This is a genomic window from Aurantimonas sp. Leaf443, assembly GCF_001425575.1.
Classification (GTDB): domain Bacteria; phylum Pseudomonadota; class Alphaproteobacteria; order Rhizobiales; family Rhizobiaceae; genus Leaf443.
In genome coordinates, this window is the sequence record NZ_LMRD01000007.1 from 582,501 (window position 1) to 605,513 (window position 23,013).

General features: G+C 70.0%; 25 protein-coding genes (1 of these 25 cut by a window edge). 4 read left to right on the top strand and 21 right to left on the bottom strand.

Translation table 11 applies throughout. The features are described from left to right. Nucleotides 1–767, bottom strand: partial view of an Nramp family divalent metal transporter gene (locus ASG48_RS10895; protein WP_348271132.1) — the 5' portion only. It extends 487 nt beyond the left edge of the window; the window shows 767 of its 1,254 coding nt (coding positions 1–767); it begins with the start codon at nucleotides 765–767; its stop codon lies off the left edge, out of view. A 188-nt stretch (nucleotides 768–955) separates the two neighbouring features. After that, entirely contained in the window at nucleotides 956–1,381 is a 426-nt protein-coding gene (locus ASG48_RS10900; protein ID WP_055849295.1) for a hypothetical protein, read from the bottom strand. Nucleotides 1,382–1,474: 93 nt separating this feature from the next. Between ASG48_RS10900 and ASG48_RS10905 the strand changes: the two genes are divergently transcribed. Beyond that, complete coding sequence (locus tag ASG48_RS10905; RefSeq protein ID WP_055849759.1) at nucleotides 1,475–1,918, top strand: Fur family transcriptional regulator; 444 nt, start codon at nucleotides 1,475–1,477, stop codon at nucleotides 1,916–1,918. Nucleotides 1,919–2,043: 125 nt separating this feature from the next. On the opposite strand, the gene ASG48_RS10910 is transcribed toward ASG48_RS10905, so the two are convergent. Next, on the bottom strand, nucleotides 2,044–2,478 hold the full coding sequence (locus tag ASG48_RS10910) for an OsmC family protein (RefSeq protein WP_055849298.1): 435 nt from the start codon (nucleotides 2,476–2,478) through the stop codon (nucleotides 2,044–2,046). Nucleotides 2,479–2,676: 198 nt separating this feature from the next. Here ASG48_RS10910 and ASG48_RS10915 point away from each other — a divergent pair, with 198 nt between their 5' ends. From ASG48_RS10915 to ASG48_RS18295, 3 genes are all read left to right on the top strand, one after another. Beyond that, nucleotides 2,677–3,630 carry a tyrosine recombinase XerC gene (locus tag ASG48_RS10915; protein ID WP_055849301.1) on the top strand — a complete coding sequence of 318 codons (954 nt, stop codon included), beginning with the start codon at nucleotides 2,677–2,679 and terminating at the stop codon, nucleotides 3,628–3,630. A gap of 226 nt (nucleotides 3,631–3,856) precedes the next feature. Beyond that, entirely contained in the window at nucleotides 3,857–4,912 is a 1,056-nt protein-coding gene (locus tag ASG48_RS10920; RefSeq protein ID WP_055849303.1) for a TraB/GumN family protein, read from the top strand. A 269-nt stretch (nucleotides 4,913–5,181) separates the two neighbouring features. Further along, nucleotides 5,182–5,376, top strand: a complete 195-nt coding sequence (locus tag ASG48_RS18295) for a hypothetical protein (RefSeq protein ID WP_055849306.1) — start codon at nucleotides 5,182–5,184, stop codon at nucleotides 5,374–5,376. Nucleotides 5,377–5,527: 151 nt separating this feature from the next. Here the strand turns inward: ASG48_RS18295 and lpdA are convergent, their stop codons facing one another. The 18 genes from lpdA to pdxY form a co-directional block, all read right to left on the bottom strand. Continuing rightward, nucleotides 5,528–6,937, bottom strand: a complete 1,410-nt coding sequence (lpdA, locus tag ASG48_RS10930; protein ID WP_055849308.1) for a dihydrolipoyl dehydrogenase — start codon at nucleotides 6,935–6,937, stop codon at nucleotides 5,528–5,530. 48 nt (nucleotides 6,938–6,985) lie between these two features. Further along, a complete protein-coding gene (locus ASG48_RS10935) occupies nucleotides 6,986–7,390 on the bottom strand; it encodes an MAPEG family protein (RefSeq protein ID WP_055849311.1) in 405 nt (134 codons plus the stop codon). A 175-nt stretch (nucleotides 7,391–7,565) separates the two neighbouring features. Then, nucleotides 7,566–8,324, bottom strand: coding sequence for an SDR family oxidoreductase (locus tag ASG48_RS10945; protein WP_055849315.1), 759 nt, complete (start codon nucleotides 8,322–8,324; stop codon nucleotides 7,566–7,568). Nucleotides 8,325–8,504: 180 nt separating this feature from the next. Beyond that, complete coding sequence (locus ASG48_RS10950) at nucleotides 8,505–8,819, bottom strand: DUF2442 domain-containing protein (RefSeq protein WP_055849318.1); 315 nt, start codon at nucleotides 8,817–8,819, stop codon at nucleotides 8,505–8,507. Then, nucleotides 8,816–9,067 carry a DUF4160 domain-containing protein gene (locus ASG48_RS10955; protein WP_055849320.1) on the bottom strand — a complete coding sequence of 84 codons (252 nt, stop codon included), beginning with the start codon at nucleotides 9,065–9,067 and terminating at the stop codon, nucleotides 8,816–8,818. The genes ASG48_RS10950 and ASG48_RS10955 overlap by 4 nt, the downstream gene beginning before the upstream one ends. A gap of 11 nt (nucleotides 9,068–9,078) precedes the next feature. Further along, complete coding sequence (odhB, locus tag ASG48_RS10960) at nucleotides 9,079–10,371, bottom strand: 2-oxoglutarate dehydrogenase complex dihydrolipoyllysine-residue succinyltransferase (protein WP_055849322.1); 1,293 nt, start codon at nucleotides 10,369–10,371, stop codon at nucleotides 9,079–9,081. A gap of 52 nt (nucleotides 10,372–10,423) precedes the next feature. Beyond that, a complete protein-coding gene (locus tag ASG48_RS10965) occupies nucleotides 10,424–13,408 on the bottom strand; it encodes a 2-oxoglutarate dehydrogenase E1 component (protein ID WP_055849325.1) in 2,985 nt (994 codons plus the stop codon). A 246-nt stretch (nucleotides 13,409–13,654) separates the two neighbouring features. Further along, complete coding sequence (gene sucD, locus ASG48_RS10970) at nucleotides 13,655–14,557, bottom strand: succinate--CoA ligase subunit alpha (protein ID WP_055849328.1); 903 nt, start codon at nucleotides 14,555–14,557, stop codon at nucleotides 13,655–13,657. A 35-nt stretch (nucleotides 14,558–14,592) separates the two neighbouring features. Further along, entirely contained in the window at nucleotides 14,593–15,015 is a 423-nt protein-coding gene (locus ASG48_RS10975) for a PIN domain-containing protein (protein ID WP_055849331.1), read from the bottom strand. Next, nucleotides 14,939–15,238, bottom strand: a complete 300-nt coding sequence (locus tag ASG48_RS18300) for a ribbon-helix-helix protein, CopG family (RefSeq protein ID WP_156381552.1) — start codon at nucleotides 15,236–15,238, stop codon at nucleotides 14,939–14,941. Before ASG48_RS18300 ends, ASG48_RS10975 begins: the two co-directional genes overlap by 77 nt. A gap of 56 nt (nucleotides 15,239–15,294) precedes the next feature. Further along, on the bottom strand, nucleotides 15,295–16,485 hold the full coding sequence (gene sucC / locus ASG48_RS10980; protein WP_055849334.1) for an ADP-forming succinate--CoA ligase subunit beta: 1,191 nt from the start codon (nucleotides 16,483–16,485) through the stop codon (nucleotides 15,295–15,297). 64 nt (nucleotides 16,486–16,549) lie between these two features. Then, the gene (gene mdh, locus ASG48_RS10985; RefSeq protein ID WP_055849337.1) at nucleotides 16,550–17,512 is read right to left on the bottom strand and encodes a malate dehydrogenase; all 963 of its coding nucleotides are present in this window, start codon (nucleotides 17,510–17,512) and stop codon (nucleotides 16,550–16,552) included. Nucleotides 17,513–17,995: 483 nt separating this feature from the next. Then, nucleotides 17,996–18,577, bottom strand: a complete 582-nt coding sequence (locus ASG48_RS10990; protein WP_082529410.1) for a TetR/AcrR family transcriptional regulator — start codon at nucleotides 18,575–18,577, stop codon at nucleotides 17,996–17,998. Then, a complete protein-coding gene (locus ASG48_RS10995) occupies nucleotides 18,574–19,038 on the bottom strand; it encodes a DUF1348 family protein (RefSeq protein ID WP_055849341.1) in 465 nt (154 codons plus the stop codon). The genes ASG48_RS10990 and ASG48_RS10995 overlap by 4 nt, the downstream gene beginning before the upstream one ends. A gap of 309 nt (nucleotides 19,039–19,347) precedes the next feature. Further along, nucleotides 19,348–20,499 (bottom strand): cell division protein ZapE, encoded by a 1,152-nt coding sequence (zapE, locus tag ASG48_RS11000; protein ID WP_055849344.1) that lies wholly within the window; start codon nucleotides 20,497–20,499, stop codon nucleotides 19,348–19,350. A 105-nt stretch (nucleotides 20,500–20,604) separates the two neighbouring features. After that, complete coding sequence (locus ASG48_RS11005; protein ID WP_162243924.1) at nucleotides 20,605–21,138, bottom strand: protease inhibitor Inh/omp19 family protein; 534 nt, start codon at nucleotides 21,136–21,138, stop codon at nucleotides 20,605–20,607. Nucleotides 21,139–21,291: 153 nt separating this feature from the next. Further along, nucleotides 21,292–22,086: a DUF429 domain-containing protein gene (locus ASG48_RS11010; protein ID WP_055849359.1), complete on the bottom strand. Its 795-nt coding sequence runs from the start codon at nucleotides 22,084–22,086 to the stop codon at nucleotides 21,292–21,294. After that, nucleotides 22,086–22,979: a pyridoxal kinase PdxY gene (pdxY, locus tag ASG48_RS11015; protein WP_055849763.1), complete on the bottom strand. Its 894-nt coding sequence runs from the start codon at nucleotides 22,977–22,979 to the stop codon at nucleotides 22,086–22,088. The genes ASG48_RS11010 and pdxY overlap by 1 nt, the downstream gene beginning before the upstream one ends. Nucleotides 22,980–23,013: the final 34 nt, after the last annotated feature.

Genomic DNA, 23,013 nt, shown 5'->3' on the forward strand with positions numbered 1-23,013 from the left:
GCCGCGAGAATGAGGATCGAGGCGTTCACCAGGAAGGCGAAGCACAGGGCCATGGTCGAATCGAGCGTGGAGAAGCGCACGGCCTCCGCCTTGCCGCGCGCGTCGCGCTCGTAGGCCCGGGTCTGCACGATGCCCGTGTGCAGGTAGAGGTTGTGCGGCATCACCGTGGCGCCGAGAATGCCGAGGGCGAGATAGAGCATGCGCTCGTCCGTCACGATCTGCGGCGAGGGGAACAGCCCCCCCACGATCGCCGCGATCGAGGGCTGCGCGAGCAGGAGCTGGCCGACGAAGCAGAGGGCGATGACGAGGATCATCGTGGCGACGAAGGCCTCGACCCGCCGGAAGCCGCGCGACTGCAGGTAGAGGATCAGGAACACGTCGAGCGCGGTGATGACGACGCCCCAGACGAGCGGCAGGCCGAACAGGAGGTTCAGCGCGATGGCCGTGCCGATGACCTCGGCGAGATCGGTCGCGATGATCGCGAGCTCCGCCAGCACCCAGAGGACGAGCGAGACGGGCCGCGGATAGGCGTCGCGGCAGGCCTGCGCGAGATCGCGGCCCGTGGCGACGGCCAGCCGCGCGCAGAGCGACTGAAGGAGGATCGCCATCAGCGAGGAGAGCGCGACGGCGGCGAGCAGCGTGTAGCCGAATTCCGAGCCCCCGGCGATCGAGGTCGCCCAGTTGCCGGGGTCCATGTAGCCGACGGCGACGAGGAAGCCCGGGCCGATGAAGGCGAGGAACCGCGTGCGCGAGCCGGCGCGCCGCATCGGCACGCTGCGATAGGATTCGCCGAGCGAGGGCTCGCCCGGCGGCCCCTTGAACCCGTCGTCGCGAGGGGCGGCGGACAGGCCGGGCTTGAGAAGGTCTTCCATCGGGATATCCGCGTCGGGCTGGTGAGGGAACGGGCGTCCGCGGACGCCCTCTTGGCGGAAGCTAGATCGGGCGCCGCGCCTCGTCAATGCAAATGCAAATCGTTTGCAAGAAGGAAGAAGGCGGATGGACGGGACGGGCTGGACAACGAACCGGCCGTGCGCCCCGCAGGGTCGCGCCGGCCCGCGCCTCGCCCGTCCGGCACCGCCGGCCCCTCGAGGGCGGGATCGCCGCCGATGCCGGGCAGGGCGTCGTCGGAGAAGCCCGGCGGCGCAAGGCGCGGGGCGGCGTCCCGCGTCTCCGGATCGGGCCGCAGCATCGCCTCGGCGAAGCGCGCGCGGTCGCCCCAGGGCAGGGCCGGCGCCCCGATGGGCGAGAAGGCGCGGATCACCCGCCGCCCGATTGCCACCGTGGTGGCAAAGCGACTGCGGGCGAGCGCCGCGATCGCGCAGGTCTCGCCGTCTTCCGCACCACCGATGAGCAGGACGGCGCCCGGCAGGCGTCGGCACATGGTTGTCTCCGCGGAAAATTCTGACATGACAGGGCGCAAGGGAAAACGGCGGCGGCGATCGGGCGCGGCCCGGGCTTGCGAGCGTTGGACGGCATGACCGAGAAGAAGGCACCCGCTGCGATCCTGGCCGGCTACGAGACGCTGCTGCGCGAACAGGGCGTGCGGATCACGCGGCCGCGGCGGATCATCCTCACCATCCTCTCGGAGGTCGGCACCGGCCATCCCGACGCGCTGGAGATCTTCCGGCGGGCGGCCGAGCGCGATCCCTCCATCTCGCTCTCCACCGTCTACCGCACGATGAAGCTCCTGCAGGAGAAGGGCACGATCCAGCGCCACGTCTTCGAGGGCGGCCCCGCGCGCTTCGAGCAGGCGGACGGGGCCCATCACGACCACCTGATCGACCTCGACAGCGGCGAGGTCGTGGAGTTCCGCTCCGAGCGGATCGAGGCGCTGCAGGACGAGATCGCCGAGCGGCTCGGCTACGAGATCGTCTTCCACCGGCTGGAGCTCTACGGGCGCAAGCGCCCGAAGGGCTGAGCCACGGGCGACGGACCGCATCGGATCTCGGCGCCGCATCGGCGCCGCCGGCTCTCCGCACGCTCCGCCCCGTCGAAGGAGAGGGGCTGGCGGGCGGCCCTTTCGGACCGCCCGCCGGTCGTTCCTCAGGCCAGCTTCGCGTCGAGGCTGACCTTGATGGCGCCGAGCGCCTTGGAGATCGGGCAACCGGCCTTGGCCTTCTCGGCGAGCTCGGTGAACTTGGCGGGCTCGATGCCCGGCACCTTGGCGGTGAGCGTGATGGCGCTCTCCTTCACCTCGAAGCCGCCTTCCACCTGCTCCACGTTCACCACGGCCTTGGCGTTCAGCTCGTCGGCGGGCGTGCCGTTCTCGGCCAGGAAATGCGAGAGCTGCATGGCGAAGCAGCCGGCATGGGCGGCCGCGAGCAGCTCTTCGGGGTTGGTGCCCGACTTGCCGCTCTCGTCCTCGAACCGGGCCTTGAAGGAATAGCCGTGGTCCGAGAGCGCGCCGGACTGCGTGGTGAGCGTGCCCTTGCCGTCGCCGAGGGCGCCGTGCCAGATCGCGGTCGCATGACGTTTCATGATGGATCGTCCTTTCGCAATATGTCGCTACAGGGCGGCCTGTCCGCCGCCTCCGGGCAGAAGATGGTGCGGCGGCGCGGGAGGGCGAGGACGCGGGCGCCCCCGCGCGCGAACGAAGCCTTCACCATGCCGGGAGCATGCTGCCCGCAGCCGCAGGCCGGCGTCCCGCCGCCGGACGGCGTCGCAAGGGGTCGAACGATGAACCAGCCGATCCTCGTCCACGCCACGCCCGCGCTTCTGCGCCACAAGGAGACCTGGCTCACCGTGCTGCGCGAGGAGCGCCGCACCAGCGCCAACACGCTGGAGGCCTACGAGCGGGACCTGCGCCAGTTCCTGATCTTCCTCACCCGCCACCACGCCCGGCCCGCCGCGATGGAGGATCTCGCCGATCTGAGGCCCACGGACCTGCGCGCCTTCCTGGCGGCGCGGCGGCGCGAGGGCGCGGGCGCGCGCACGCTGGGGCGCGGGCTCGCCGGTTTGCGGTCCTTCCTGCGCCATCTCGAGCGCCAGGGCCTTGCCTCCTCCGCCGGGGCCAAGGCGATGCGCGCGCCCAAGGCGCCGAAGTCGCTGCCCCGGCCGCTCAGCGTCGCCGATGCGCTGAGCGTCGCCGAGGACGCCGGCGCGCTGGCGCTCGAGCCCTGGATCGCGGCCCGCGACACGGCCGTCCTCACGCTCCTCTACGGCTGCGGCCTGCGCATCTCGGAGGCGCTGGACCTTGCCGGCGACGCGCTGGCCGATCCGCAGGCCCGCTCCATGGCCGTCACCGGCAAGGGCGGCAAGGCGCGGCTCGTGCCGCTCCTGCCGGCCGTCCACGCCGCCGTCTCGCAATACCGCCGCCTCTGCCCCTATGCGCTGGGGGCGGACGGGCCGCTCTTTCGCGGCGCGCGCGGCGGCCCGCTGCGGCCGCAGATCGTCCAGCGCAGCATGCAAGCCCTGCGCGGCGCCCTCGGCCTGCCGGAGACGGCGACGCCCCACGCGCTGCGCCATTCCTTCGCCACCCATCTCCTGGCGGCGGGCGGAGACCTGCGCACCATCCAGGACCTTCTCGGCCATGCCAGCCTGTCGACGACGCAGGGCTACACCGCCGTCGACGCCGCGCGCCTCCTGACCCAATATGACGACGCCCATCCCCGCGCCCGCCGGCGCGCCTGACAGCGCCGCGCGACGATCGAGCCTCGTCCGGCACTCGCATGGACCGGCCCGGCGGATCGGTTCGCCAGCAGGCCGGTCCGGGAACCGGGGCGCGGCCGTCGCGCCGGATGTCGGCGCTCGCGGCCCGGCATTCAGCCTTTGGTCGCATTCGCGCGTCTACTCTCCGGCGCGACAGACGTCTCGCGCCTGCGGGCGCTGGAAAGGCCGCCCCGCGGGAGCTGATGCGATGACCCGAACGATCGACCGGTTGGCCGCCCTGGCGCTCGCCGCCGCCCTCGCCCTGCCGCTCCTCCTCCTGGCGCTCCTCGGCGCCGCGACGCTCGCCCCGGCGCGCGCGCAGGACGCCTCGTCCTGCGAGGGGCGCAGCCTAATCGAGGGTCTGAAGGCCGACGGGCGCTACGCGGCGGTGGCGGCCGAGGCCGCACGCGTGCCGAACGGGCGCGGCAAGTTCTTCCGCATCGAGCGCGCCGGTCTTGCGCCCTCCCATCTCTTCGGCACGATCCATCTCACGGACCCGCGCGTCCTCGCCCTGCCGCCGGGGGCCGAGGCGGCCTTTGCCGAGGCGAGCCGCCTCGTCATCGAGACGACCGACATCATGGACCAGAAGAAGGCCGCCGCCGCCTTCTTCGCCGATCCCGCGCTCACCGCGCTGCCCGCCGGCCGCCGCCTCGGCGACCTCGTCTCCGCCGATCAGCGCGCCCTGCTGGAGGAGGCGCTTGCACGGAAGGGCATTCCCTTCCAGTCGATCGAGACGCTGCAGCCCTGGTTCGTCTCCGTCGCCGTCTCGGTGCCCCCCTGCGAGGCGGCGCGCAAGGCCGAGGGTCTCGGCGTCCTCGACCTGACGCTCGCCGAACGCGCCAGCGCCGCGGGCAAGCCCGTCGAGGGGCTGGAGAGCGCCGCCGAACAGCTGCAGGCGCTCGCCTCGCTGCCGCTCGACCTGCAGGTGGAGAGCCTCGTCGCCGGCGTCGAGAACGCCGACCGCATGCCCGACCTCATGGAGACGATGGTGGAGCTCTGGCGCGCGGGCGAGATCGGCACGATCATGCCGGCGCTGGAAAAGGCCCTGCCGGCGGGCGCGGCGATGCTCGGCACGGCCGAGGGCGCCTCCGCCTTCGAGAAGGCGATCCTCACCGACCGCAACGCCCGCATGGCCGAGCGCATGCAGGCCGCTCTCTCGGCCGGCGGCGCCTTCGTCGCGGTCGGCGCGCTGCACCTTCCGGGCCCCGACGGCCTCGTCGAAATGCTGCGCGCCCGCGGCTGGACCGTCTCCCGCGCCGACTGAAACGCGGAAGCCGTGATGGCGCGCGGGGCGACGTCCGGCCCGCCGGAACGGCCGGGGCCATCGCCCGCAGCCCGCCCCCTGCCCGCGCCGTCTCCAACCTGCCTCTCGCGCAGGCCACCCGATCGTGATGACGCGCCGCTTGCCGCTCCGGCGCGTTGCCCGCACACTCCGCCCGTCCCGCAAGGCCTGCCCGAACCGCCTCGGGCGTCTTCCCGTCAGGCCGCGCGAAGCGACGGGCCCCTGCCCGTCCGAAGCCCAAGGAGACCGGCATGACGCATCTCACGGCCCTCGCCGCCGCCGCGGCCCTCCTCGTCACCGCCCTGCCCGCCTCGGCGGAATGCATGCGCAATTCCGTGACCGCCGAAGCGCCCATGACGCCCATCGTCACCGCCGACGCCGGCACCGACACGCCCCCGGCCCTGCCGGTTCCGGCGGAAGGCGCGAAGCCCGAAACCCGCGGCTGATCGCCGAAGCACGGATACGAAAAGGGCCGGCGACCTTCGGGGTCGCCGGCCCTTTTCTGTTTCACGTGGGACGAGGAAGCGACGCCGCCGCTCGCGACCGTTGGCGCCCGCCGGACGCAACGTCCGGCGGAGGAACGACGGCGCCGTCCCCTCAGATATGGATCGGCTTGGCGAAGGCCGCGAAGGCCGCCTCGCGCACGGCTTCCGAGAGCGTCGGATGGGCGTGGCAGGTGCGGGCGAGATCCTCGGCCGAGCCGCCGAACTCCATGAGGACGGCCGCCTCGTGGATCATGTCGCCGGCGCCGAAGCCGACGATGTGGCAGCCGAGCACGCGGTCGGTCGCCTTGTCGGTCAGGAACTTCACGAAACCGTCCGTGTGCAGCATGGCGCGGGCGCGGCCATTGGCGGTGAAGGGGAACTTGCCGACGGCATAGGCGACGCCCTCCTTCTTCAGCTCCTCCTCCGTCTTGCCGATCGAGGCGACCTCGGGCGAGGTGTAGACGACGGAAGGGATGACGCCGTAGTTCACGTGGCCGGCCTGGCCGGCCAGGATCTCGGCGAGCGCGATACCCTCGTCCTCGGCCTTGTGGGCGAGCATCGGGCCCTTCACCACGTCGCCGATGGCGTAGATCCCCGGCACGTTGGTGGCGTAATGCGCGTCGATCTCGACGCGGCCCATCCCGTCGAGCGCGACGCCCGCCTCCTGGAGGCCGAGCCCCTCCGTGTAGGGCTTGCGGCCCGTGGCCACGAGCACGACGTCGGCGCTCAGCGTCTCGGCCGCCCCGCCCTTCACCGGCTCGAAGGTGACGCGCGCGCCCCCGTCCGCGGCCTCGACGGCGGTGACCTTGGCGCCCAGGCGGAACTCCAGCCCCTGCTTCAGCATCATCTTCTGGAACTGGGCGGAGACGTCGCCGTCCATCGGCCCCAGCACCTTGTCGAGATATTCCACCACCGTCACCTTGGCGCCCAGCCGGTGCCAGACCGAGCCGAGCTCCAGCCCGATGACGCCGCCACCGACGACGATCATCGTCTGCGGCACGGTTTTGAGCGCGATCGCGTCGTCGGAGGAGACGATGGTCGTCCCGTCGAAGGCGACGGAGACGCCGGGAATGCCGGCGACCGCCGAGCCCGTGGCGATGCAGATGGCCTTGGTGGCGAGGCTGCGCGTGGTGCCGTCCTCGCCCGTCACCTCCACCTCGCCCGCCGCCTTGATGCGGCCGGTGCCGGTGATGCCGTCGATCTTGTTCTTCTTGAACAGGAAGGCGACGCCGTCGACATTGGCCTTCACCGTCTTGTCCTTGTGGCCGAGCATCTTCGCGAGGTCGAGCTTCGGCGCCACCTCGATGCCGAGATCGGCGAAGGAATGCTGCGCCTCCGCGAACATCTCGGAGGCGTGCAGGAGCGCCTTCGACGGGATGCAGCCGACATTGAGGCAGGTGCCGCCATAGGTCTTGCGCTTCTCGACGACGGCGACCTTCAGGCCGAGCTGGGCGGCCTTGATCGCGCCGACATAACCGCCGGGGCCGGAGCCGATCACGACGAGGTCGTAGGTGTCAGCCATGGGAAAACAGGTCTCGTTCTGGAGTTGGGAGAGGGTCGAAGACGGCGCCTACAGGAAGCGCAGGAGCATCATCAGGAGCCCGGCGAGAGACAGGCCCCAGACGAGGCTGCGCACCACCGGCACGCCGAGGAGGTAGAGCGGGATATAGGCGATGCGCGCGGCGAACCAAAGCAGGGCGCCCCATTCCCCGAGCTCGCCCGTGCGCCCGGTCACGGCAAGGCCGAGCGCCAGCGCCACGAAGGCGGGATAGGTCTCGCGGAAATTGGCCGAGGCGCGCTCGGCGCGGCCGGCATAGGGGCCGAGGGGCTTGGGCGCCCCGTCGCGCGGCCCGGCGTTCCAGCCGGCGCCCCGGTCGAGCGTGCCGAGCTGCCCCTGCAGCGCCACATGCACGAGGAGCAGCACCACGGACCAGCCGAGGAGCACGAGTTCGGTGGAGAGCGGCATGTCGGTCATGGCGTCTGGCCTTGGATCTGGGGAGCCGGAATGCCGGCGGGCCGTCCCGTTTCGGCGTTTCGAACCCGGCGGGCCTCGCCGCGCCGAAGGCCGTCCCGAGCGGCGAGAGCCGCGCCTCGACGATCCGCAGCGTGCGGACGGGCCGCGCGCCCGGCGCCGAAGGCCGCCCGGACGCTCACGGCCAGATCGACCGGCCGCCGGAGACGTCGAGGATCGCGCCGGCGGAATAGCTCGCCGCGTCCGAGGCGAGCCAGAGGATCGCGGCGGCGACCTCCTCGGCCGTGCCCGGCCGCTTCATCGGCAGGCTCGGCGCCATGTCGAAGGCCCGCGTCGGCTGGCCGCCGGAAGCGTGGATGTCCGTGTCGATCACGCCCGGCCGCACGGCGCAGACGCGGATGCCCTCGTCCATCACTTCCTTGGCGAGGCCGACGGTGAGCGTGTCGATCGCGCCCTTGGAGGCGGCGTAGTCGACATATTGCGCCGGCGCCCCGAGCTTGGCGGCGACGGAGGAGACGTTGACGATCGTGCCGCCCCGCCCGCCGCGCGCCGTCGACAGGCGCTTCACCGCCTCGCGGGCGCACAGGAACGAGCCGGTGACGTTGATGCGCCACATGCGCTCGAGCCGCTCGGTGGAGAAGTCGACGAGCTTGCCCGGCCGGTCCACGACGCCGGCATTGTTGACGAGGACGCTCAAGCGTCCGAACCGGTCGCTCGCTTCGAACAGCGCCAGGATCTCGGCCTCCGAGCCGACATCGCCGCGCAGCGCGATCGCCGCCCCGCCCCCGGCCTCGATCGCCGAGACGACGCGGGCGGCGGCCGCTTCGTTGGCCGCGTAGTTCACCACCACGCGGTATCCGGCCCTGGCGCCCATCAGGGCCGTCGCCGCCCCGATGCCGCGCGATCCGCCGGTCACGAGCATCACCCGGTCATCCATGCAGGCACTCCGTGGCAGGGTCCGGCGCGAGGCCGATGGGAACGAGGCCGGCCATCCGCCCGATCCGGGCGGGGGCCGTCGAGAGGGAATGGCGCGAGGCGGAGCCAGGGGCCGGTGTCGGCCGACGACCCGATCCGTCCCGCCGGATCGCCGCGAAGGCAAGGGCCGTCGAGGATCCCGTCACTCGGCCGCTGCCTGCGTCTCGTGCCAGCGCCGCTCCTCGGCGGCGATGCGCTCGGCCGCGTCCGGATCGACCATTGCGCGCAGCACGTCCGGACAGACGTCGATTTCGCTTCCGTCCGGCGCAAGCCAGTAGATCGTATGACCATAGGGCTCGATCCGTACATCCGCGAAGCTCTCGGCCGTCAGCTGGCAATAGGGCGGTTTCGCCAGGATCGCGCCGAAGTCGGCCACGCCCTCCAGACCGTCGCTCCAGCGAACCTGCAGCCGGTGCCCATCGAGTGCGATGGCCTGATCCACCTTGATCGCGTTCACCTGATCCTCCTCGGCGTCCGGCCGGCCTGGGCGTCGGACCAGGCGGCCAGAAGCGTCTCGCGATGCTCCTGCGTCCAGGCGAGCAGCTTGCGTTCCGCAGCGCTCGTGCCGCCGCCATCCATGCTGCGGACGGCGGCGATGTCGATCCTCATCCTATGCTCGGCCAGAAAGCCGTGGAAGTGAGGCGGATCGTGATCGTTGAAGAAGATCACGATCCGGATGCCGTCGACGATCGCGATCGTCGGCACGGCGTGGGTCCTTAGAGGTCGAGCACCAGGCGCTCGGGATCCTCCAGCGAGTCCTTGATGCGCACGAGGAAGGTCACGGCCTCCTTCCCGTCCACGATGCGGTGGTCGTAAGAGAGCGCCAGATACATCATCGGACGGATCTCCACCTTGCCGGCGATGGCGACGGGGCGCTCCTGGATCTTGTGCATGCCCAGAATGCCCGACTGCGGCGCGTTGAGGATCGGCGTCGACATCAGAGAGCCGTAGACGCCGCCGTTCGAGATGGTGAACGTGCCGCCCTGCATGTCCGAGACGCCGAGCTTGCCGTCGCGGGCGAGGAGCCCGAGCCGGCCGATCTCCTTCTCGATCTCGGCGATGCCCATCTTGTCGGCGTCGCGCACCACGGGCACGACGAGGCCCTTGTCGGTGCCCACCGCCACGCCGACATGGGCGTAGTTCTTGTAGATGAGGTCGTTGCCGTCGATCTCGGCGTTCACCGCCGGGATCTCCTTCAGGGCATGCGTCACCGCCTTGGTGAAGAAGCCCATGAAGCCGAGCTTCACCTTGTGCTTCTTCTCGAAGAGGTCCTTGTAGCGGGCGCGCAGCTGCATCACCGCCGTCATGTCCACCTCGTTGAAGGTGGTGAGCATGGCGGCCGTGTTCTGCGCGTCCTTCAGGCGCTTGGCGATGGTGAGGCGCAGGCGCGTCATCTTCACGCGCTCCTCGCGGGCCTCCTCGGCCTGCGAGACGGGCGCGCGGGCCGCGACGGGGACGGCGGCGGGCTTCTCGGAGGCCGAGGAGGGCGCGCCGCGGGCGATCGCCTCGAGCACGTCCGACTTCAGCACCTGCCCGCGCCGGCCCGAGCCATCGACGTCGCCGGCGGCAAGGCCCTTCTCGTCCATCATCTTCTTGGCCGAGGGCGCGGCCGGCATCTCGCCGCCATTGCCCTTGGGCGCCGGCGCCGAGCCTTGCGGACTCGCCGCGCCGCCGCCGCCGTAATCGGCCTTGCCCTCGCCGGCGCTCTCGGCCTTGGCGGGCTCGCTCTTCGGCTTCTCGGTCGCCGCCACCGTGCCGCCGGAGGCCCCCGAGCCTTCGCCGATCTGGCCGATCACCGCGCCGACGCCGACCGTCTCGCCGGCCTCCACCACGATCGCCTCGAGGATGCCGGCGGCGGGCGCCGGCACCTCGACGGTGACCTTGTCGGTCTCGAGCTCGGCGATGGTCTCGTCGGCCTCGACGCGGTCGCCAGCCTTCTTGAACCATTGGCCGATCGTGGCTTCGGTGACGGATTCGCCCAGCGTCGGGACTTTGATCTCGGTGGTCATGAACGGCTTCTCTTTGAACGGTCGGTCGGTCTCGGGGGGCGCTGGCGGCGTGTCAGCCCAGCGCATCCTGGAGGAAGGCGGAAAGCTGCGACAGGTGCTTGGACATCGTGCCGGCCGCCGGCGAGGCCGCGGCCTGGCGCCCGGTATAGCGCACCCGCGTCTTGGTGGCGCCGATATGCTCCAGCACCCATTCCAGATACGGGTCGATGAAGGCCCAGGCGCCCATGTTCTTGGGCTCCTCCTGGCACCACACCATCTCGGCCTGCTTGAAGCGCGACAACTCGTTGATGAGCGCCTTGGCCGGGAACGGATAGAGCTGCTCGAGACGCAGGAGATAGACGTCGTCGATGCCGCGCTTCTCGCGCTCCTCGTAGAGATCGTAATAGACCTTGCCCGAGCACATCACCACGCGGCGGATCTTCTCGTCGCGCTGCAGCTTGATGACGCTGTCCTTCTGGCGCTCCGCATCGTCCCAGAGAAGGCGATGGAAGCTCGTCTCGCCGGCCAGCTCGGAGAGCTGCGACACCGCCCGCTTGTGGCGCAGCAGCGACTTCGGCGTCATCAGGATCAGCGGCTTGCGGAAGTCGCGCTTCATCTGCCGGCGCAGGATGTGGAAGTAGTTGGAGGGCGTGGTGACGTTGGCCACCTGCATGTTGTCCTCCGCGCACATCTGCAGGAAGCGTTCCAGGCGCGCCGAGGAATGCTCCGGGCCCTGGCCCTCGTAGCCGTGCGGCAGGAGCATCACGAGGCCCGACATGCGCAGCCACTTGCGCTCGCCCGACGAGATGAACTGGTCGATCACCACCTGCGCGCCGTTCACGAAGTCGCCGAACTGGGCTTCCCACAGCGTCAGCGCGTTCGGCTCGGAGAGCGAGTAGCCGTATTCGAAGCCGAGCACGGCCTCTTCCGAGAGCATCGAGTTGATGACCTCGTAGGCCGCCTGCCCCTTCGACAGATGCGAGAGCGGCACGTGGCGCGTCTCGTCGTTCTGGTCGTAGAGCACCGAATGGCGCTGGCTGAACGTGCCGCGCTCCGAATCCTGGCCCGAGAGGCGCACGGGATGGCCGTCGAGGAGCAGCGTGCCGAAGGCCAGCGCCTCGCCCGTCGCCCAGTCGATGTTCTCGCCCGTGTCGATCGCCTTCAGGCGGTTGTCGAGGAAGCGCTGGATCGTCTTGTGGACGGTGAAGCCCTCGGGCACGTCGCACAGCTTGGTGCCGATCTCCTTCAGCGTCTTGATCGGAACGCCCGTCACGCCGCGGCGCGGCTCGTCCTCCTCCTCGGCCCGGCGCAGGCCCGACCAGGCGCCGTCCAGCCAGTCGGCCTTGTTGGGCTTGTAGGCCTGGCCCGCCTCGAACTCCTCCTCGAGATTCTTGCGCCATTCGGCGCGGCGCTGCTCGACCTCCTCGGCCGAGACCACGCCTTCCGAGACGAGCTTCTCCGAATAGAGCTCCAGCGTCGTGCGATGCTGGCGGATCGTCTTGTACATCTGGGGCTGGGTGAAGCCCGGCTCGTCGCCCTCGTTATGGCCGAAGCGGCGGTAGCAGAACATGTCCACGACCACCGGCTTGTGGAACTTCATCCGGAACTCGGTCGCGACCTTGGCCGCGTAGACCACCGCCTCGGGGTCGTCGCCGTTGACGTGGAAGATCGGCGCCTCGACGATCTTGGCGACGTCGGACGGATAGGGCGAGGAGCGCGAGAAGCGCGGATTGGTGGTGAAGCCGATCTGGTTGTTGATGATGAAGTGGATCGAGCCCGCCACGCGGTGGCCGCGCAGGCCGGAAAGGCCGAAGCACTCGGCCACGACGCCCTGGCCGGCGAAGGCCGCGTCGCCGTGGATCAGCAGCGGCAGCACGTTCTTGCGCACGTCCTGCGGCACGATCTCGGTGCGCGTGCGGCCCATCAGTTGGTCCTGCTTGGCGCGCGCCTTGCCGAGGACGACCGGGTTGACGATCTCCAGATGCGAGGGGTTCGCCGTCAGCGACAGATGCACCTTGTTCTGGTCGAACTCGCGGTCGGACGAGGCGCCCAGATGGTACTTCACGTCGCCCGAGCCCTCCACGTCCTCGGGCTTGTAGGAGCCGCCCGAGAATTCGTGGAAGATCGCCCGGTGCGGCTTGCCCATCACCTGAGAGAGGACGTTCAGGCGGCCGCGATGGGCCATGCCGAGCACGATCTCCTTCAGGCCCATCTGGCCGCCGCGCTTGATGATCTGCTCGAGCGCGGGAATGAGCGACTCGCCGCCGTCGAGGCCGAAGCGCTTGGTGCCCTTGTACTTGACGTCGAGGAACTTCTCGAAGCCCTCGGCCTCGATCAGCTTGTTGAGGATGGCGCGCTTGCCCTCCGGCGTGAAGGCGACGCCCTTGTCCGGCCCCTCGATGCGGGCCTGCAGCCAGGCCTTCTCCTCGGGATTGGAGATGTGGGTGAACTCGACGCCGATCGTCGAGCAATAGGTGCGCTCGAGGATGTCGACCATCTCGCGCACGGACGCGAACTGCATGCCCAGCACATTGTCGATGAAGATCTTGCGGTCGAGATCGGCCTCGGTGAAGCCGTAGGCGGCGGGCGAGAGCTCGTTGTAGTCGTCGTCGGCGGGCTTGGCGATGCCGAGCGGGTCGAGCTTGGCGTGCAGATGGCCGCGGGCGCGATAGGCGCGGATCAGCATCAGCGCGCGCACCGAATCCTGCGTGGCCTGGCGCACGGCGGCCGCGTCCAGCGGCACGCCGGCCTTCTGCGCCTCGTCCTTCACCTTGGCGTCGATGCGCTTCTCGACCGGGCCCCAGTTGCCGTCGAGGGCCGAGACGAGCTCGCCATTGGCCGCGATCGGCCAGTTCGAGCGCTCCCAGGAGGGACCCTCGGCATTCTTCTTCACCTCGGAGGATTCCTCCTGCAGGGCGCCGAAGAAGTCGGCCCACTCGCCGGGGACGGAGGCGGGGTCCGTCTCGTAGCGAGCCTGCAGGCTCTCGATGTAGTCGGCATTGCCGCCGTAGAGGAAGGAGGTGAGCGCGAAGGTCTCGTTCGCCGGATTGCGTGACATTTTTTTCGTCGCGGCATCCGTTCGGGACGCCGTCTCCTCTGGAGCTTCTTCAGGAGGCAGGGCGCGTCTGGCGCCGTACCGTTCACTCGAACACGTCGTCTTCTGTCGCCCCGCGCTACAAGCCTTACGCTGCGCGAGGCTGGCGGCCCGCTCTGGAGCGGGCGCACCTTCTGTTTCACTGCGATCGGGCCGAAGAAGGGCAGCCCGCCGCCCGTCTCGCCCGATCCGCTCTCCGGCGAGGGCCGGTCAGCCCTTCAGAACCTCGACGAGCGTCTTGCCGAGCTGCGCGGGCGAGGGCGAGACGCGGATGCCCGCGGCCTCCATCGCCGCGATCTTCGATTCCGCGTCGCCCTTGCCGCCGGAGACGACGGCGCCCGCATGGCCCATCGTGCGGCCCTTGGGCGCGGTGCGGCCGGCGATGAAGCCGACCATGGGCTTCTTGCGGCCCTTCCGGGCCTCGTCGATCAGGAACTGCGCCGCGTCCTCCTCGGCCGAGCCGCCGATCTCGCCGATCATGATGATCGACTGCGTCGCCTCGTCGGCGAGGAACAGTTCGAGCATGTCGATGAACTCGGTGCCCTTGACCGGGTCGCCGCCGATGCCGACCGCCGTCGTCTGGCCGAGACCCTCGTTGGTGGTCTGGAAGACCGCCTCGTAGGTCAGCGTTCCCGAGCGCGAGACGATCCCGACATTGCCCTTCTTGAAGATCGAGCCCGGCATGATGCCGATCTTGCACTCTTCCGGCGTCAGCACGCCCGGGCAGTTGGGGCCGAGGAGCCGCGAGCTCGACTTGTCGAGACGGGCCTTGACCTTGACCATGTCCATCACCGGGATGCCCTCGGTGATGCAGACGATGAACGGGATCTCCGCCTCGATCGCCTCGATGATGGCGTCGGCCGCGCCCGCCGGCGGCACGTAGATCACGGAGGCGTTGGCGCCCGTGCGCTCCTTGGCCTCGGCGACGGTGGCGAAGATCGGCAGGCTCTCGCCCTTCGATCCCGTCCAGGTTTCGCCGCCCTTCTTGGGGTGGATGCCGCCGACCATCTGCGTGCCGTGATAGGCGAGCGCCTGCTCGGTGTGGAAGGTGCCGGTCTTGCCGGTCAGGCCCTGGACGAGGACCTTGGTGTTCTTGTCGACGAGAATGGACATGAGAGTCTTATCGGGCTCCGTGCGGTCCGGGGACCTTAGAGAAACGGGTTGACGACGCGGACCGAGCCGTAGCTCTGCCCGTTGTTGAGGTCTTCGGAGTAGAAAACGGGGGCGCCGAGGCGCTCGGCCGCGGCGAGAAGCGCCGCGTCGTAATAGCGGATGCCGTAGCGGCGGGAGAGCTCGATCCCCCGCGCGACGATGCCGATATCGACCGACACCAGCGGGAAGGACGACAGGAAGCCGATCCAGCGGTCGGTGTCGTCCCGCCGAAGGCGCGTGCGCGCCGTATGGGTGGCGAGCGAGTAGAACTCGGCGAGGCTCTGCGTGGACAGGCCGAAGACGGAGGCGAGCACGAGTTCGCGGGCGATGTCGGTGCGACGCTCATCTCTCGCTCTCACCTGCGCCGCGTAGATCAGGACGTTCGTGTCGAGGAAGCAGTCGATCCTCTCGCTCCGCATAAGCGTCCTGCCGGTTCCAGCGCCAATCCGGGCCCATGTCGAGCGTCGATTCGTCGAGAAGTCGCCGGAGGCCCGACCGCGCCCAGGCGATGCGGTCCTCCTGCTCCACTTCGTGCGCGAGAAGCGCGCGGACCATCGCGTTGAGCGAGGTCTTGCGCCTCTCGGCGAGCGCCCGGGCCTTGCCCAGCAGCTCTTCGTCGATCGCCAGCGTGACGTTCTTCATGGACCCCGCCTCCACATGATCACACAGCCAAAATATGTGCGATCATGTGTGCCCGATCAACCGATCGCCGCGACGATCTTCTTGGCGGCGTCGTCGAGGTCGTCCGCCGCCGTGATGGCGAGGCCGCTCTCGTTGAGGATGCGCTTGCCGGCGTCGACATTGGTGCCTTCCAGGCGCACGACCAGCGGAACCTTGAGGCCGACCTCCTTCACCGCGGCGACGACGCCCTCGGCGATGACGTCGCATTTCATGATGCCGCCGAAGATGTTGACGAGGATGCCCTGCACCTTCGGGTCGGCGGTGATGATCTTGAAGGCCGCCGCGACCTTTTCCTTGGAGGCGCCGCCGCCGACGTCGCAGAAGTTCGCCGGCTCCTTGCCGTAGAGCTTGATGATGTCCATCGTCGCCATGGCGAGACCCGCGCCGTTGACCATGCAGCCGATATTCCCGTCGAGCGCGACATAGGCGAGGTCCCACTTGGAGGCCTCGATCTCCTTGGCGTCTTCCTCGGTCTCGTCGCGCAGCGCCTTCATGTCGTCGTGGCGGAACAGCGCGTTGCCGTCGAAGGAGCACTTGGCGTCGAGGACGCGCAGATGCCCGTCCGTCATGACGATCAGCGGGTTCACCTCCAGGAGGCTCATGTCCTTCTCGGAGAAGGCCTTGTAGAGGATCGGGAAGAGCTTGAGCCCGTCCTCGCGCGCCGTGCCCGAGAGCCCGTAGGCCTGACAGATCTTCTCCGCGTCGGCCTGCGTCACGCCCGTCTCCGGGTCGATGGCGATCGTGTGGATCTTCTCGGGCGTGTCGTGGGCCACGGCCTCGATGTCCATGCCGCCTTCCGTCGAGACGACGAAGGCGACCTTGCCGACCGAGCGGTCGACGAGGAGCGAGAGATAGAGCTCGCGGTCGATGTCGGCGCCGTCCTCGATATAGAGGCGGTTCACCTGCTTGCCGGCCTCGCCCGTCTGGGCGGTGACGAGCGTGTTGCCGAGCATCTCCTTCGCGTGGGAGACGGCCTCCTCCACGGACTTGGCGAGGCGCACGCCGCCCTTGGCGTCGGGCCCGAGCTCCCGGAACTTGCCCTTGCCGCGCCCGCCGGCATGGATCTGGCTCTTTACCACGTAGAGCGGGCCGGGCAGCTGCCGGGCCGCGGCCTCGGCCTGGGAGGCCTCGGTGATGGCGACGCCTTCGGCGACCGGGGCGCCGTAGGACTTGAGGACCTGCTTGGCCTGATATTCGTGGATGTTCATGTCAAACTCTTCGCGGCGCCGGGAGAGGGAGAGGAAGCCGGGATCGCTCCCGGCTGCCGTGAAATCACTTGAGGTTGGGGGCGATGCCGGTGCAGGCGTCCATGAGCCCGCGCACCGAGCCGACGGACTTCTCGAAGGCCGCCTTCTCGTCGGCGTCGAGCTCGATCTCGATCACCCGCTCCACGCCGTGGGCGCCGATCACGCAGGGCACGCCGACATAGAGGTCGCTCTGGCCGTATTCGCCCTTCAGCGCGGCGGCGCAGGGCAGCACGCGCTTCTTGTCCTTCAGGTAGCTCTCGGCCATCTCGATGGCGGAGGCGGCCGGCGCGTAATAGGCCGAGCCGGTCTTGAGGAGGCCGACGATCTCGGCGCCGCCGTCGCGGGTGCGCTGGACGATCTCCTCCAGGCGCTCGGCCGAGACCCAGCCCATCTTCACGAGGTCGGTCAGGGGAATGCCGGCGACCGTCGAATAGCGCGTCAGCGGCACCATCGTGTCGCCATGGCCGCCCAGCACGAAGGCCGTCACGTCCTCGACGGAGACCTTGAACTCGGTGGCGAGGAAATGGCGGAAGCGCGAACTGTCCAGAACGCCGGCCATGCCGACCACCTTCTCCTTCGGAAGGCCGGAGAACTTCTGCAGCGCCCAGACCATCGCGTCGAGCGGGTTGGTGATGCAGATGACGAAGGCGTTCGGCGCGTACTTCGCGATGCCCGCGCCCACCTGCTCCATGACCTTCAGGTTGATGCCGAGCAGATCGTCGCGGCTCATGCCGGGCTTGCGCGGCACGCCGGCGGTGACGATGCAGACGTCCGCGCCCTCGATGCCGGCATAGTCGTTGGCGCCGGAGAGATGGGCGTCGAAGCCCTCGACGGGGCCGGACTGCGCGATGTCCAGCGCCTTGCCCTGCGGGGTTCCCTCGGCGATGTCGAAGAGGACGATGTCGCCCAGTTCCTTGAGGGAAGCCAGATGGGCGAGGGTGCCGCCGATCATGCCAGACCCGATGAGTGCGATCTTGCTGCGCGCCATGATGTCCTTCACGTCCCCTGAACGTTGCGTTCTGTCCGATGCGCCGCCCCGCGCCCGCTTCGCTTCGGAAGAGGAACCCCGTGACGGTTGCCCGCGCCCGCCGGCCGGCTGCCGCCGGCCGTCCTGCGCCTTCGAGACGAAGGGGATATGACGCAAGCCCCGCCATTGCAACCGCTCCCGCCTGTCCGAAAGCCGCGACGCAGCAGTTTCAACCGTTTAGACCACTCGGCGCTTACGTAAACGGAAGAGCGTTTTTGCATTGCGATCAAGGCGGAGGCGCGGTGCCGCGGTGTGGCCGGGAAAATTGCCAATGCCGCCGGAAAAAGGCCCGCCCCGGCCGGGGCAAGCGGGCGGGACGCCGCTGTGAAACCGACAGGACCTCGGAGCGGGAGCTGCCGGCCGTGGACCGCAGCCATGCGGCCAGCGGAGGGTCCCTATCTATCGCTATCGGAACGGTCGTTTGGATGGCTTCGGTCGTTGGCTTTAGCCTCGAGCGATCATTCCGCCGATCAGGATCGATTGCTGGCGTTGAACGATCCGCAGAAACGCCGCTTCATCCCCGAGCGCCCGTGCCAAGACGATCGCACCCTGTATGCCGGAGACGGCCTCTTCCGCGAGCTGCGCGGCCACTGGATCGGTAACGCCCCCGGCTCTGAGGCAATCGGCTAGCGCGGCGATCCACCGTGCGAAGTAGCGTCGGATCCGGTCGGCGAATGCCGCACCGGAGGCGTTCAAGCCGATGCAGCCGACGAGGCACACCCTCCTGCCCGACCGAAAATAGGCCGTCACTTCTTCGATCATCGACGTAACGGCCGCAGCGGGATCCGTCGCCCGCTCAAGCGGCGAGAAGATCGCCGTCTCGAACCAGGTGTCGATGTCGGTCAGGACCGCCTCCATCATTTCCTCCTTCCCGCCGGGAAAGAAGTTGTAGAGGCTGCCCTTCCCGAGCCCCGTCGCCTTCGACAAGACGGTCAGGCTCGCGCCCTCGAAACCGTGTTCGCGAAACGCCTCAGCCAGAGCCGGGACGGCGCTGCCGCGATCGGTCAGGACGCGCTTCGAACTCAAAGGCCGAGTTCGCTCAGGGACGGATGGTCGTCCGGACGACGCCCGAGCGGCCAGCGGAACTTCCGCTCCGTCTCGGTGATCGGCATCTCGTTGATGCTCGCGTGGCGGTTCTTCATCAACCCGTCCTCGACGAACTCCCAGTTCTCGTTCCCATAGGCACGAAACCACTGTCCCCCGTCGTCGCGATACTCGTAGGCATAGCGCACCGCAATGCGGTTGCCGGTGAAGGCCCAGAGTTCCTTGATCAGCCGGTATTCGTGTTCCCGGTTCCACTTGCGGGTCAGGAAAGCCTGCGCCTCCTCCCGATTGGTCGCGAATTCCACTCGGTTCCGCCAGCGCGTGTCGAGCGTGTAGGCGGTTGCGACCTTGGCTGCGTCACGGGTGTTCCAGCCGTCTTCGGCGAGGCGAACCTTCTCGGTCGCGGTCTCCTGGGTGAAGGGAGGAAGCGGTGGTCTCGACATCGGATATCCTTCTCGCGATCTGCTTTACCGATCGGTACAACTTCACTTGCGAGCGGTCAATGCTCCTGTTCTCCTTCGGCTCAGCGCGTGATCCCGACCGACTCGATGCTCTCGAACGCACGGGTCCAGGCCACGCCCCCTATGGGATTGCCGTTTGAATTCGATCGTGATTGCCGGTCGACATTCAGTCGGACGCGTGGGGCGGGTGGCTCGCGAGGCAACTCACGGCTCCCGCATGGCAGCTTGCGCTCGTTGCAACGCTGACGCGGACGGACCGCTCATCACCCGCCGCCGTCACCGTCTCCGCCCTCACACCACCGCGTCGAGATACTCCCGCGTCCGCATCTGCGTCAGCCGCGACACCGTGCGCTGGAACTCGAAGGTCTCCGTCCCCGAGCGGCCGCGATAGAGGGCGTCCGCCGGGGCGTCCGCCGAGATCACCAGCCGGCGGCCGGCGTCGTAGAGGCTGTCGACGAGGGCGATGAGGCGCTTGGCCTCGTTGCGCTCGGCCTCGGCCATCACCGGCACGCCCTCCAGCACCAGCGTGTGGAAGCGCCTGGCGAGGGCGAGATAGTCCTGCGCGCCGAGCGGGCGCTGCAGGAGCTCGGCATGGGTGAAGCGCGCCGCGCCGTTGCCCGCGCGCGGGACGGAGAGGGTGCGGCCCTTGATCGAGAGGGCGGCGGGCGCCTCCTTGGTGCCGTCGAGGAGCGAGCGCCAGACGGCGTCGATGCGGGCCCGCGCCGCCTCGTCCAGCGGCGTCACGTAGATATTGTCCTCCGACAGGCCGATCAGCCGCCAGTCCTGCGCGCCGTCGAGCCGCACCACCTCGACATGGGCCTCGAGCGTTTCCACGAAGGGCAGGAAGAGGCCGCGGTTCAGACCGTCGCGATAGAGATCGCGCGGCGCGACGTTGGACGTGGCGACGAGGACGACGCCCTCCTCGAAGAGCGCCGTGAAGAGGCGCGACAGGATCATCGCGTCCGTCACGTCCGTCACCGAGAACTCGTCGAAGCACAGGAGACGCGCCTGCCCCGCGATCGCCCGGGCCACGGGGCCGATCGGATCGCCCCCCTCGCCCTCGCGCTGGGCCCTTCGATAGGCGCCGATGCGCTCGTGCACGTCGCCCATGAAGGCGTTGAAATGCACGCGCCGCTTGGCCGCGACGGAGGAGGCGCGGAAGAACAGGTCCATCAGCATGGTCTTGCCGCGGCCGACCTCGCCATGGATGTAGAGGCCCTTCAGCGGCTCGGGGCGGCGCCGCGCGCCGAACAGCCAGCCGAGCGCCGAGCCCTTGGAGGCGACGCTCTCGGTGGAGAGGCGCTGGTCGAGCGCGTCGAAGCGCTCGGCGAGCGCGCGCTGGGCCGCGTCCGGCTCGATCTCGCCCGAGGCGATCAGCCGCTCCAGCGCGGCGCGCACCGGGCCGGGGCGCGGGCCGCCGGGTCGTTTGGGGTCGGGCGACATGGGGATCGGACTCGTCTTCGCCCCGGCGCGGTCCGCGGGGGCCCGGCGCCGCGGCGCCCTTCGGCCGGACGCGCCTGCGCGCGCCCGGGCTCCTGCGACGGCGGTTCAGCGGTAGAGGCTGATCGTCTGCCCGCCGGTCGTCTGGCCCTCGTAGCGCGAGCCGCCGGAGGAGGAGAGGCTCGCCACCTGCCCGCCGCCCGAATCCTTCAGCACGACCTGGCTGCCCGAGACGTCCCAGGCGGTCACGTCGGCGACGTTGCCGGGGCAGCCGCGCGAGGCGGCGCGGTAGCCGCCGGTCCACTTGGTGAGCGAGAGGATGATCTGGCAGTTGCCGCCCGTCGTCGTCACCTTGTAGGCGCCGAGCACGGAGTTGCGCGAGAGCGGCTCGGTGGAGGCGGGCGCGGCGGCCGGCGTCTCGCCGAGCGGCGGGGTGGGCGTCAGGCTCGCCGTCTCGGTCGCGGGGGCCGGCGGCGGCGGCGGGGGCGGGGGCGGCAGCTGGTTCGCCGTCACCTGCCCGGCGGGCGCGGCCGGCAGGGCGGGAATGGCCCGCGACATCTGCGAGGTCCCCGAGCTCGAGCACCCCGCGGCGGCCAGAAGGGCCGCGAGCGCGGCACCCGTCGTCATGCGTGCACTGATCAAGGCTCGTTCCCCCGGCTGTGTCGATCGTCCCGGCATCCTTGCCGGCCTTTGCGCCATAAGGGGGGACGCCGGCCCGCCTTCGCAAGGCGCCGATCGCGCGAATTGAAACCAAATTGCGTCGTTGTGGCCCACAATCCACTAAAAACGTCGCCCTCAGGCGAAGATGGCGATCCGCAAGCCCGCTTCGTCGCGCTCCTCGCCCGGCGGAAAGGCGCGTGCGCGCCCCAGCGCGATGCGCCGGGCGACGAGAGAGAGGGCGCAGGCGTCGGCGAGCGAGAGGATGTCGGCGCCGGCCGGCGGCGCGCCATGCAGGACGCCCGCGGCAAAGCCCTGCGCCTCCAGGAGCCTGCGGCGCTCGCGAAGGCCGGCCGCGTCGGCGACGCCCTTCACGGTCCGGGGCGAGCCGAGCGGGCGCTCGCCGTTCAGCGCCCAGAAGGCGGCTTCCGCATGGCTCTCGAAGACATGCGCGCGCAAGGCCGCGTCGGCGCGCAGCGCGGCGTCGAGCTCGGCGATGCGCGGGAACAGGCGGAACCCGTGGATCGAGACGCCGCGCGGCGGATGCGAGGTGGCCCGCGCCACGGCCCCCGCCCGCGCATAGGCCTCGCGCCGCGCCAGGTCGTCCGCGAAGGGCCCCGCGCCCGCCTCCACCGCGCCGCGCGAGGGCGTCGAGAACACCGCCGACTGCCGGCCGCCGAGCACCGCCCGCACCGCCTTCTCGGCCGAGCGCCCCGGCCCCTCGATGCGCGCCGGCAGGCCGATGGGCACGCCGACGGCAAGCCGCGCGCCCTCCGGCAGGGCGTCGGCGAGGAAGGCGAATCGCGGGAAGACGCGGGCCCAGTTCCCCGGTCCGCCGGGCGCGGCGACGAGAAGCCAGCCGCCGGCGCAGGCGCTCGCCCCGAAGGCCGGGGCGGCCGCGCCCGGCGCCGGCGCCTCCAGGCCCGGTCCCATCAAGCCCGGCGGTTCCCGTTCGGATGGGTGAGCCGGCGCATCTGCACCATGGCCATCGGGTGCTTCAGGCTGTCGGGATCGGTCTCCAGCGTCAGCTCGTCCGCCCCGCGCTTGATCGTGCGCGCCAGGATCTCGAACACCGTCGCCGTCGTCGTCTGCAGCGCCTTTTCCGGCGGCAGGCCGGCGAGGATGCGCGCCAGATAGACCGCCGCCGTCAGGTCGCCGACGCCGTTCGGCGCCCCGTCGATCTCGCGATGCTCGGCCAGCAGCGCCTGGAACCCGTCGACGAGGAGATTGCCGATGCCCCCGCGCAGCATCGGATAGGCGGAGGTGACGAGGACGCTCGCCGGCCCCAGCGCGCTCGCCGCCTCGATGAGGTGGGAATTGTCGGAAAGCTCCAGCCCGCAGAGGAACTCCAGCTCCGAGCGGTTGGGCGTGGCGATGTCGGCGAGCGGCAGCAGCCGGTCGCGGATGGCGCAGAGCGTCGCCTCCGGCTGGTAGAGCCGGCCACGATCCGCCGTCACGGGATCGCAGAGGAAGAGGAGGTCGGGATTGGCGCGCTTGGCCGCCTCCACGAAGGCGGCGGCCGCCTCCACCTGCTCGGTGGCGCCGAAATAGCCGGTGATGACCGCGCCCACCTCGAAGAGGCGCGGCGAGGCGGCGAGATCGGCCATCAGCGCGGTGAACTCGCCGGGCGCGGGCACGATGCGCGTCGAGGGCCCGTGCCCGGCATGCCAGGGCAGGGTCACCGTCGGCACCGACCAGACCGGAAAGCCGAGCGATTCCAGCGCGAAGACGCAGGCCCGGTTGCCCACCGTGCCGCGCGCCACATGGCTCGAGATCGAGACGACGGCCGGCCGGTCCCTGTGCGGCCTCGCATCGGTGCGGCTCATCGGCGGTTCCATTCCGAGATCGTCCCGACCGGCG